Source organism: Wenzhouxiangella sp. XN201 (assembly GCF_011008905.1).
GTDB lineage: Bacteria > Pseudomonadota > Gammaproteobacteria > Xanthomonadales > Wenzhouxiangellaceae > Wenzhouxiangella.
On record NZ_JAAIVI010000020.1, the window covers coordinates 449,780 to 461,152 of the forward strand.

6 protein-coding genes are annotated in these 11,373 nt (G+C 62.8%); 5 read left to right on the forward strand and 1 reads right to left on the reverse strand.

Going from position 1 to position 11,373, the window contains the following annotated elements:
- The first annotated feature begins 107 nt into the window (after nt 1-107).
- From G4Y73_RS11465 to G4Y73_RS11480, 4 genes are all read left to right on the forward strand, one after another.
- Complete coding sequence (locus G4Y73_RS11465) at nt 108-1,124, forward strand: 3-oxoacyl-ACP synthase III (protein WP_164231769.1); 1,017 nt, start codon at nt 108-110, stop codon at nt 1,122-1,124.
- 93 nt (nt 1,125-1,217) lie between these two features.
- Nucleotides 1,218-2,105, forward strand: a complete 888-nt coding sequence (locus tag G4Y73_RS11470; RefSeq protein WP_205596613.1) for an alpha/beta fold hydrolase — start codon at nt 1,218-1,220, stop codon at nt 2,103-2,105.
- Nucleotides 2,106-2,287: 182 nt separating this feature from the next.
- Nucleotides 2,288-3,940: a fatty acid CoA ligase family protein gene (locus G4Y73_RS11475; protein WP_164231770.1), complete on the forward strand. Its 1,653-nt coding sequence runs from the start codon at nt 2,288-2,290 to the stop codon at nt 3,938-3,940.
- 287 nt (nt 3,941-4,227) lie between these two features.
- Entirely contained in the window at nt 4,228-5,682 is a 1,455-nt protein-coding gene (locus G4Y73_RS11480) for a bifunctional 2-methylcitrate dehydratase/aconitate hydratase (RefSeq protein ID WP_164231771.1), read from the forward strand.
- A 79-nt stretch (nt 5,683-5,761) separates the two neighbouring features.
- Here the strand turns inward: G4Y73_RS11480 and G4Y73_RS11485 are convergent, their stop codons facing one another.
- Nucleotides 5,762-6,766 carry a class 1 fructose-bisphosphatase gene (locus G4Y73_RS11485; protein WP_164231772.1) on the reverse strand — a complete coding sequence of 335 codons (1,005 nt, stop codon included), beginning with the start codon at nt 6,764-6,766 and terminating at the stop codon, nt 5,762-5,764.
- Between the two features lie 248 nt (nt 6,767-7,014).
- Between G4Y73_RS11485 and G4Y73_RS11490 the strand changes: the two genes are divergently transcribed.
- A complete protein-coding gene (locus G4Y73_RS11490; RefSeq protein WP_164231773.1) occupies nt 7,015-11,301 on the forward strand; it encodes a hybrid sensor histidine kinase/response regulator transcription factor in 4,287 nt (1,428 codons plus the stop codon).
- Nucleotides 11,302-11,373: the final 72 nt, after the last annotated feature.

Below are 11,373 nucleotides of genomic sequence, written 5' to 3' on the forward strand. Positions count from 1 at the left end.
GGTACTTGGCGGTGTTCAGTCAGCTTTGGGCTCCGCTGGGCAATTCGCGCTATAATAGCCTGTTAACTTCGCTCAACGCCCGCGATTCGGGGCCAGGAAAAAAATCAATGCTGTTTGACAATGTTGTCATCAAGTCGGTGGCTTCGGTCGATGCCCCGCACACGGTTACCAGTGCCGAAATCGGTGATCGGCTCGAGCCGACCTTCAGGAAGCTGCATCTGAGGGGCAATCCCCTGATCGATCTGGCCGGCATCGAGGAGCGTCGCTTCTGGGACGAAGGCGTGCTGCCTTCCGAAGCAGCAACCCTGGCAGCCAACAAGGCCCTGGCCCGGGCCGATATCGACCCCGATCGCGTTGGCATTCTGATCAACACCTCGGTCTCGCGTGACTTCCTCGAGCCCTCGACCGCCTGCATGGTACACGGCAACCTCAAATTGCCCAACACCTGCGAAAGCTTCGACGTGGGCAACGCCTGCCTGGCCTTTATCAACGGCATGAACATTGCCGCACGCATGCTCGATAGGGGTGAAATCGACTACGCCCTGATCGTCAATGCGGAGAACAGTCGCGAAATCAATGACACCACGATCAATCGCCTGCTCCAGCCCAAGGTGACCCGCAAGCAGTTCAAGAGCGAATTCGCCAGCCTGACCCTGGGCTGCGGGGCCGCTGCCATGGTGATGTCGCGCGGCGATCTCGAGCCCGACGGCCATCAGTACAAGGGTGGCGTGTCACGTGCTGCGACCGAATTCAACAATCTCTGCCGCGGCTGGAATCACCAGATGTGGACCGACACAAAGAGTCTGCTGCGCGAGGGCATGAAGCTCGCCGGCGCGACCTATTTGACGGCCCGCCAGGTACTCGGCTGGGTCGCCAACGAACTCGATCACGTCGTCATCCACCAGGTCTCACGCGTTCATACCGAGGCCTTCATCCGGGCCTTTGGCGTCGAGCCGGAGCGTGTCTACCGGATCTTCCCGAAGTTCGGCAATATCGGCCCGGCCTCGATTCCGACGGTGTTGAGCAAGATCGTCGACGAGAACCGCGTTCAACGCGGCGACAAGATCGCCCTGATGGGGATCGGCTCGGGCCTGAACTGCTGCATGGTCGAAGTTATTTGGTAAACCGTTGGCTGGTTATCTGGTTCGCCAGTTTGCTGGTTCCGGCAATAACGAGCTAACCAGCCAACTAGCGAACCAGCCAACATAGGCAATCGAATGCCCTTGGTCCCCGAAAAACTCTTTCCCTTCCGAAGCCGCTACCACACCCAGTCGGCCGGCCATCGAATGCACTATGTCGACGAGGGGCCGGTCGACGGGCAGCCGGTGGTGATGGTGCATGGCAATCCGACCTGGTCGTTCTACTACCGCAATGTGATTACCGCGCTCAAGGACGACTATCGCTGTCTGGCAGTTGATCACGTTGGCATGGGCTTGTCGGATCGGCCCCACGAATCGGCATACGAATACACCATGGCCAGCCGCGTGGCCGATCTCGGGCATTGGCTCGACGAGGTCGAGCCCGAACGTGAGATCGACCTGGTCGTGCATGACTGGGGCGGGGCGATCGCCATGGCCTGGGCGGTGCAGCACCCCGAGCGCGTGCGGCGGATCGTGCTGCTCAACACCTGGGCATTCACCATTCCGGAAGACGAGCCGCTACCCTTCGCGTTGAAGTTTGCGCGCACCGGCCTTGGTGGATTCCTGATCAATCGCTTCAACGCATTTTCAGGCCTGGCCACGCGTCTGGCCACCGCCCGAAAGCTCGCTCCCGAGGTTGCCCGTGGATTGATCGCCCCCTATCGCGGCAAGCCCTGTCGCCGCCTGGCTACCCTGCGTTTCGTCCAGGACATTCCGCTGAAACCCTCCGACCCGGCCTGGCCGGTACTGGCCGAGACCGAAAAACATCTGAGCCGCCTGGCTGACAAGCCCATTCACTTCTTCTGGGGCGGCAAGGATTTCGTGTTCGACGATCGCGTGCTCGACCTGTGGCGCAAGATCTGGCCGGAAGCCGAAATCGACTATCTCGACGATGCCGGCCACTATGTCCTCGAAGATGCGCCGGAGCGGGTCGTGGCCGGTATTCAGAGATTTCTGGGGCCGTAAAAAATATTTTGTCCACAGATGAACACAGATGGACACAGATAAAGAAAAACATTCATACCTAAAATGCCAGATGCAAACACGCTCGACTGAGGAATTCTCGTCCTTCCGAAGGGTTTTCTTTTTAACAATCTGTGTTTATCTGTGTTCATCTGTGGACAAATAGATTTTTCTTGAGTCGCCCGATGCCCATCCAACAGCGAAACGCGCCAATCAACATCGCCCACGCCCTGACCCGGCAGGCCGAGGCCCAGCCGGAGACGGTTGCGCTGATCCTGCCGCAGAAGCGTACGGCCGATGGCTGGAGTGACCGGCGCTGGAGCTATCGCGAGCTTGACGAATTGACCGATCGCCTGGCCGCCGGCCTGCAGGCAAGGGGTATCGGCAAGGGCACCCGCGTGGCCTTCATGGTGCCGCCCTCGCTGGAGTTCTTTGCCCTGTTCTTCGCCCTGTTCAAGGCCGGTGCCGTGCCGGTGCTGATCGACCCGGGTATCGGGCTCAAGCCGCTCAAGACCTGCCTGGCCGAGGCGGCGCCGGAAGTGTTTATCGGCGTCACACGCGCGCAGCTTGCGCGCATGGTGCTGGGCTGGGCGCGCGGCAGCGTCCGTCAGACGATTTCCGTTGGATCGCGCCCGTTCTGGCGGGGCCTGAAGTATGCCGACCTGCTCTCGACCCGCATCGAGAATTTCGATCCGCCCGAAGTCGGTGCCGACGACGAAGCCGCCATCCTGTTTACTTCCGGCTCGACCGGCATACCCAAGGGCGTGGTCTATCGCCACCGCATGTTCGCCGCCCAGGTCGAACTGCTGCGCGAAACCTTCGGTATCGAACCCGGTGAGGTCGATCTGCCCACTTTTCCGCCCTTTGCCCTGTTCGACCCGGCGCTGGGCATGACCTCGGTCATTCCGATCATGGATTTCACCCGGCCGGCCCAGGCCGACCCGGACATGCTGGTCAGCCTGATCGAGACCTATGGCGTGACCCACTTGTTCGGTTCGCCGGCACTCATGAACACGCTCAGCCGTCACTTGGAAAAGCACCACATCCGGATTCCGGGTGTGCGGCGTGCGCTGTCGGCGGGTGCCCCCGTGCCGCCGAGCGTGATCGAGCGCATGCACACGGCCCTCGATCCCTGGTCCGATATCCACACGCCGTATGGCGCGACCGAAGCCCTGCCGGTGGCCACCGTGGCCGGCCGCGAACTGGTCGGCGAACTGTCCGACGGCAATCGCTCGGGCAAGGGCATCTGCATCGGCCGTGCACTCGAGGCCAACGAGGTGCGCATCATCCCGATTTCCGATCAGCCGATCGACCTGACCGAGTATGCGGGAGAGGTCCCCGATGGCGAAATCGGCGAGATCTGCGTGGCCGGTCCGACGGTGACCGATACCTACTGGAAGCGTGAGCAGCAGACCCGGGAAGCGAAGATGACCGACAGTCAGGGCCGGGTCTGGCACCGAATGGGCGACCTGGGCTGGCAGGACGCCGACGGCCGACTGTGGTTCTGTGGCCGCAAGTCCGAGCGCGTGGTCACGCCCGAGGGGACACTGTTCACTGAATGCGTCGAGGGCCCGGTCAATGCGGTCGAGGGCGTGTTCCGTTCGGCCCTGGTTGGCATCGGTGAAAAAGGTCGCCAGGAGCCGGTGATCGTGATAGAGCCCGAGCCGGGGGCGGACCAGGCCGCCATCGAAGCCAGCGTGCGTGAAGTGTTATCGCGTGATTGGCTCGCACGCGAAATTCGGCGGGTGCTTTTCAAGAAAGAGTTTCCCGTCGATATTCGCCACAACGCCAAGATCCGACGCCGCGAACTGGCCGAATGGGTAGCTTCGGTCGGCTGAGTGCTGTTTGGCCTCACGCCAAGGCGCGAAGGCGCCAAGGACGCTAAGGGGTTTGGGATATGAATCTCTTGGGGGCGAGAGGCTGTCTCTCGAGGGGGTCCCCAGTTTGTAGCAGCCTCGAAGCCGAGTATGCATGCGGCTATGTCTGCATCAAAGCGATGTTGTTATTTTTAGTCTTTCCTTGGCGATCTTGGCGCCTTTGCGCCTTGGCGTGAGGCCCAAGAGTCGGAGCATCGGTCATGAGGTAAAATGGCCGGCTTTCCGCACAACCATCAGGAGCCCGCACCATGAGTGGCGAGATCGATATTCGTTCGGCAACCCGCCCGGACCCCGACCAGCTGATCCAGAATATCGCCGACTACGTCTGCGACTACGAGATCACGTCGACCGAGGCCTGGGAGACGGCCCACTACTGCCTCAAGGATTCCCTGGCCTGCTCGATGCTGGCGCTCAAATTTCCTGAGTGCGTCAAGCTGCTCGGACCCGTCGTGCCGGGCATGGAACTGGCAAACGGTGCGCGGGTTCCCGGTACGCCCTACAAGCTCGATCCCGTCCAGGCCGCCTTCAATATCGGCGTGCTGGTGCGCTACCTCGACTTCAATGACACCTGGCTGGCCGCCGAGTGGGGGCATCCCTCCGATAACCTCGGGGCCATCCTGGCCGTGGCCGACTATGTTTCGCGCAGGAACGTTGCCGAGGGCGGCAAGCCGCTCCAGATCGAGGCGGTCCTCGAGGCCATGATCAAGGCCCACGAGATCCAGGGCATTCTGGCACTCAAGAATTCCTTCAACCGCGTCGGTCTCGACCATGTGCTGCTGGTACGCGTGGCCTCCACCGCTGTCGTCACCAGGATGCTCGGCGGCGATCGCGACGATGTCGTCAACGCCGTCAGCCAGGCCTGGATCGACGGCGGCGCGCTGCGCACCTATCGCCATGCCCCCAACACCGGTCCGCGCAAGAGTTGGGCCGCGGGTGACGCCTGCCGCCGCGCCGTGCAGCTGGCGCTGATCACGCTCAAGGGCGAGATCGGCTACCCCTCGGCGCTGACTGCCAAGGGCTGGGGCTTCCAGGATGTGCTGTTCAAGGGCAATGATCTGGTACTCGAGCGAGAGCTGGGTAGCTATGTCATGGAGCAGGTGCTGTTCAAGATCTCCTTCCCGGCCGAATTCCACGCCCAGACGGCCGTGGAGTGCGCCTACAAGCTGCACGACGAGGTCAAGGGGCGGCTCGACGAGATCGACAAGATCGAGCTTGAAACGCAAGAGGCGGGCTGCCGGATCATCGACAAGACCGGTCCGCTCAACAATTACGCCGACCGCGATCACTGCCTGCAATACATGGTCGCCGTGCCGCTGATCTTCGGTGAACTCACGGCCGATTCCTACCGCGACGAAGTGGCCGCCGATCCGCGCATCGACGCACTGCGCGAGAAGATGACGGTCAAGGAAAACCCGCGCTTCACCGAAGAGTATTTCGACGCCGACAAACGCGCCATCGGCAACTCGGTGCAGGTCTTTTTCAAGGATGGTTCGAGTACCGGCAAGATCTCCATCGACTACCCGGTTGGCCACCGCCGCCGTCGCGAGGAAGGCATCCCGCTGCTCGAGGACAAGTTCGAGCGTGCCGTCGCCGGCCAGCTCTCGGCCCGCCAGGCCGGTGCCATTCTGCAGGCCACCGAGCAATTCGATTTACTCAGGGGCATGCCTGTACCCGAGTTCACTGCGCTGTGGTCGCTGGACTGAATGCTCGATTGAGTCAGACAATCCTGGAGAAGGCCGCTTTCGGGCGGCCTTTTTCTTTGCCGGCGAAGGGGTGCCGGAATCAGTCGTGGTAAGCGGTCACGCGCTCGACCTCTTTGCGCGATCCGAGGATTACCGGCACGCGCTGGTGTAGTTCATCCGGATCGACTTCGAGGATTCGCTGCATTCCGGTGGTGGCCGCACCGCCGGCCTGTTCGACGATCATGGCCATGGGGTTGGCCTCGTACATCAGCCGGAGCTTGCCGGTCTTGCCCTGGGCGCGGATGCGTTTGTCGCAGGGGTACATGAAGACGCCGCCGCGGGTGAGGATGCGGTGGACCTCGGCCACCATCGAGGCGACCCAGCGCATGTTGAAATTCTTGCCCCTGGGCCCCTCCTCTCCGGCCAGGCATTCTTCAATGTAGCGTTGGATCGGTTCGTCCCAGAAGCGCCGGTTGGAGGCGTTGATGGCGAATTCCCGGGTCTCGTCCGGGATCGATACGTTTTCACGCGTAAGCAGGAACTCGCCGAAGTCGCGGTCGAGGGTGAACATGCTCACGCCGTTTCCAGTGGTCAGCACCATCATGGTGGAGGGGCCGTACAGGCAGTAGCCGGCGGCGACCTGTTCGACGCCCGGTCGCAGAAAGTCGGCCTCGGTCGGCGCTTTCGTATCGTCGGGCGCGCGCAGGATCGAGAAGATCGTGCCCACCGAGACGTTGACGTCGATGTTGGACGAGCCGTCGAGCGGGTCGCAGAGCAGCAGGTAGCGGCCGCGGCGTTCGGCGCTCATCGGGTGGATGCCTTCCATTTCCTCCGACGCCAGCGCCGCGATATGCCCGTTGTGCTCGAGCGCCTCGATCATGATCTCGTTGGAAATCACGTCGAGTTTCTTCTGCTCTTCGCCCTGGACATTCTCGCTCTCGGCACTGCCGAGGACGTTGACCAGCGCGCCCTTGTCGACGAGCGCGGCGATCTTCTTGCAGGCCACGCAGATGTCGTTGAGCAGGCCGGTGAAAGTGCCGCTGGCGCCTTCGATTTCGCGCTGGTTGCGGATGATGTAGTGGGTCAGGGTGGTGCCAATACGCATGGGGAAGGCTCGTCGGTATCTCGTGAGGTCGCAAAGTTGCGCATTTTAGCCGTCAGTGCCCTGCGGGCCAAGGTGCGAGCCCACAGCCGGACTGTTGGGCGGAGACGGTTTATCCTTCCAGACGGCCGCAGTCTTGTACACTGTGAAAGGGCTTATGGGAGGCGAACGTTCTTTTGCTGTCTCGAATTCGGCGGAAATCGGGGGTTGCCGCCAAGGCAGGGTTGGCATGCCTGCTCCTGTCCATCGCAATGCTTCATACCGGCCGGGTCAACGCCTACCCGGAAGTGCATTTCGATCACCTCTCGCTCGAGCACGGCCTGGCGCAGTCGGCGGTGCAGGACATGGCGGGAGACGACCTGGGCTATCTGTGGGTCGCCACCCAGTACGGGCTGAGTCGCTACGACGGTTACGGCTTCCGCAACTTCCGCCACCAACCCGACAACCATGCCTCCCTGAGTGACAGCCGTATCAAGGTCCTGCTCAAGGGGCGTGATGGTCAGCTCTGGGTCGGAACCCGGAACGGGCTCGATCGAATCGATCCCGCTTCCCTGCACATCGAAAGAATTCCAGTCAGGGAAGTCGGGGCCGACTCGGCGAGTGGGCGTGAATACAACGTCACGGACATGGTTGAAGATGGTGCTGGCAATTTGATCGTCCAGGTCACTGGCGGCCTGCTGGTGCTTGAGTCAGGTTCCGCCAGCCTCATGCACGTGGAACGAGATGCGATCGGGCAATCTCACGAGACGGGACGTCTCGCCGTGGATCACTCCGGCCAGCCGTGGTTCTACAACGCTGAGGGGCTGTGGCGGATTCAGACCGACGATCTGGCCCTTCGCCGGGTGGCGGAGTTCGATATCAGTTCCGAAATTGCCCGTCGATCGTCGATTGCGGTCCTTCCCGACGGCATGCTGGCGCTCGCCAGCCGGTCCGGCATTACGCTGTTCGACCCCAAGCGCGATACGGTGGCCGGACACATCCGGCCGACCGATCACGGTCACGCCGACGACTGGGTGGGCGCAGTCGCAGCCGATCCGCGCGGCATGCTGTGGGCCATGACCCGCGAGGCTCTGGTTCAGTTCGACCCGGAGAAGTCGCGCTGGGACGTACGCTTCGTTCGCTGGGGCTCGGAGAGCGCGCGCGATCATCTGGTCTATGGGCTGGACGTGATCCAGGACAACCGGGGCTATGTCTGGGTCGGCTTTCCCGAGGGGGTTGGTCTGTCTGCGCCTGACGGCGACGGATTTCGGGTTTTCCGCCACGATCCGGCTGATCCCGGTTCGCTGACGCCGTCGCCCGCCAATGCTTTGAACAAGGTCTACCAGGATGATTTTGGCGTGGTCTGGGTCGGCGGGGGGCTGGGTGGCTTGTCGCGCTTCGCACCGCAGTCCGCGCGCTTCGAGTTGATCCGCGATCGCGAAGTGGACGGCTATTTCGGCAGCGACAATGTCGTGCGCTCGGTGCTCGAGCAGCGCGCCGGCAATCGGGAGTGGCTCTGGACGGGACTGAGTCACGGTGGCATCCGGGTCTGGGAACGCCGGGAGAACCAGTTTTCGGTGGTTGCAGATCGCCTGCACTCGTTGGCCGAACCCGACAAACGCCTGCCCGACAACAGGGTCTGGTCGCTGGCCGAGGATCCGGTTTCCGGTCACGTCTGGGCCGGGACCGATCGGGGTATTGCCGTGGTTTCCGGTCGCGCGCGAGAAGTGCTTGCGGTCCACCCGGTTGGGGAGGACGGCCGCGATCGGCCGGTCAATGCGCTTCGATTTTCCGACGATGGCGAGGAACTCTGGGTTGGTGCCGGGACCTGGCTACCCAAATTCCGGCTTGAACCCGATCGTGTCGGTCTCCGGCTCCTCGAAGAAATTGACCTGTCGGCCACTGACGGCGGGCGCGAGCGTGGATGGAGCAGAATCCAGTCGTTCCTGGAGAGGGATGACGGCAGCATGCTGGTGGCGACCAGGCGTGGCATCGTGTCCTTGAATCCGGACAGCGGCGACCTGGACTGGCACGATCCGGCCGGTGTTCCCGGGAGACAACCACGCAACCATGTCTTTCACCTGGCCGAGTTCCCGGAGGGCGTGCTCTGGGTCGGTACTGAGCAGGCCGGCCTGGGTCGGGCCCGGCTGGAGAACGGCCAGATCTCGGAGTGGTCCTGGCTGGACGAATCCGATGGCCTGCCCGACCGGACCGTCTACGCCCTGATTGCCGATGGGTCCGGTTACCTGTGGTTCAGCAGCAATCGCGGCCTGGCCCGCCTCAATCCAGACAGCGGCCAGGTTCGACGTTTCACGCTGGGCGATGGCTTACAGGGCCTCGAGTTCAACAACACGGTCGTCACCAGGGGCGAAAGTGGCCGCATCTATTTCGGCGGCATCAACGGCGTCAATGCCTTCCGCCCCGGCGATATCGAACTGCATCCGGAACCACCCCGGATCTATCTCGAGCGCGTCCTGCTGGCCGGGGAGCCGTTGGAGGTGGACGGGCGAGTGCCGGTGTCGGTTTCCGCCGAGTACGATCGCAATTCCCTGGTGCTGGAGTTTGTCGGCCTGCACTTTACCCAACCGGAAAGCAATCGCTACGCCTACCGACTCGAGGGGGCCGACGAATCGTGGGTGGAAACCAACGGCAGCCGGATTGTCCGCTATCCCGATCTTGCGCCCGGTGACTACCGTTTCTCGGTGCGTGCGGCCAACAGCGACGGGGTGTGGTCGGAGCAGCGGCATCTCCTGTCGCTGGCCGTGGCATCACCCCCCTGGCTCGCGCCCTGGGCCTGGGCGCTTTATGCGCTTGTTGCCGTCTCGCTGGTTTCCCTGTTCATCGCGGCCGAGCGCCGGCGTCGGCGCAATCTGGAGTGGATGGTAGCCGAGCGCACGCGTGAGCTGCGCGAGCAGAAGCGCCTGGTCGATCGACAGGCGAGTGATCTGGCGGAATTGCTGCAGGCACGCACCACCCTGTTTGCCAATATCTCGCACGAGTTTCGAACACCGCTGACCTTGATCGAGGCCAGCCTCGACCGGCTGGCGGAGAAGGGCGAAGATGCCGGCGCCGTAATCACGGCCCGGCGTTACCTGCGCCGCCTGTTACGGCTGGTTGATCAGCTCCTCAGCCTGTCGCGGCTGCAGTCCGCGCGTGACCAGAAGGTGCCCGAACCCTGGCCGATCGATCGCGTCGTGACGATGACGGTCGATACGTTTCGGCCATTGGCCGAGCAAAAGGAGATCGATCTCGCATGCGAAGTGGACGGTCGTTGGCTGACGCAGTGCCAGCAGGCTGATGTCGAGCGCATTCTGCTCAATTTGATCGGCAATTCGCTCAAGTACTGCCCGTCCGGATCGAAAGTACGGGTCGCGGTCGAAGGCGCGGACGATGGTGTCAGGCTGTCGGTCAGCGATAACGGCCCCGGTATCGACAGCGAGCAGCAGGCCGTGATCTTCGAGCGCTTCAGCCGGATGCCGGCGCATGAGCAAGGCCGCATAGAGGGTGCCGGTATCGGCTTGACCCTGGTGCGAGAAGCCGCGCGCGCCAACGGCGGCAAGGTCGACCTGGTCAGCCAGGCGGGACAAGGCGCCAGCTTCCGGGTCTGGCTGCCCGCCTGGCGTGGCCACATGGAGGGTGCGCCCGTCCAACAATTGACAGAACAGCGTCTCCTCATGGAACTCGAGAATTTGTCCTCCGAGCCGGATCTTTCTGGTGCGGAGAATACCGATCCCCCGGTCGAAGGGCCCGGCCGACTCGGTACCGCGCTGGTCGTCGAGGACAATGACGATCTGCGGCAGCACCTGGCGCAGCTCCTGTCCGACGATTGGGCGGTGATCGAAGCTGGCGACGGTCAACGCGCACTGGCACTGGCGCGTGAGCGCATGCCTGATATTGTCGTCAGCGACATCATGATGCCGCGCCTGGACGGTCTCGAGATGCTGCGCCGACTGCGCGAAGACGTGCGCACCAGCCACCTGCCGGTGCTGCTTCTGACCGCCCGGCAGGATGAGGCCACCCGATTGCAGGGTTACTCTCTCAGTGCCGACGATTTCCTGGCCAAGCCGTTCAACCCGGCCGAGCTGCGACTGAGACTCCGGCGGATGGTCGATCTGCGCGAGCGCGTTCAGCAACGACAGTGGCGCGAACTGGCAGCAACCGGGGTGACTCCGGCCAAAGAGCAGGCATCATCGTCCGGGGACGGGCTGCCCGATCTGTCCGAGCGGGACGCGAGGTTTCTCGAAAAGGTTCGCGACTGGCTTGAGCAGAATTACGACAATCCCGACGCCAGCGTGTCCGAGTTGGCCGCATTCGTTTCCATGGAAGCACGAACACTACAGCGCAAGCTCCGGGCGCTGACCGGCCGGACGCCGGCGGCTCAGCTGCAGAGTTTCCGCCTCGAGCGGGCACGGCCGATGCTGGTCGACAGTGACCAGCCGATTCAGGATATTTCCCTGAGTTGCGGCTTTTCCAGTCCGCAGTATTTTACCCGCGTGTTCAGCCAGCACTTCGGCATGTCGCCGTCGATGTGGCGCAAAAGGCAGCGGCAGTCGTCCTGATCGGCGAAGTTCGCCGCATTAGTGCAACTGCGGGTCGGGTTCGTGCAAGTTTCAAAAGGGTCATGGGGTTAG

What these genes read in the sequence shown, in the direction of transcription:
- G4Y73_RS11485 (WP_164231772.1), bottom strand. Translation starts at nt 6,766, where the DNA reads ATGCGTATTGGCACCACCCTGACCCACTACATCATCCGCAACCAGCGC.
- G4Y73_RS11465 (WP_164231769.1), top strand. Translation starts at nt 108, where the DNA reads ATGCTGTTTGACAATGTTGTCATCAAGTCGGTGGCTTCGGTCGATGCC.
- G4Y73_RS11475 (WP_164231770.1), top strand. Translation starts at nt 2,288, where the DNA reads ATGCCCATCCAACAGCGAAACGCGCCAATCAACATCGCCCACGCCCTG.
- G4Y73_RS11470 (WP_205596613.1), top strand. Translation starts at nt 1,218, where the DNA reads ATGCCCTTGGTCCCCGAAAAACTCTTTCCCTTCCGAAGCCGCTACCAC.
- G4Y73_RS11480 (WP_164231771.1), top strand. Translation starts at nt 4,228, where the DNA reads ATGAGTGGCGAGATCGATATTCGTTCGGCAACCCGCCCGGACCCCGAC.
- G4Y73_RS11490 (WP_164231773.1), top strand. Translation starts at nt 7,015, where the DNA reads ATGCTTCATACCGGCCGGGTCAACGCCTACCCGGAAGTGCATTTCGAT.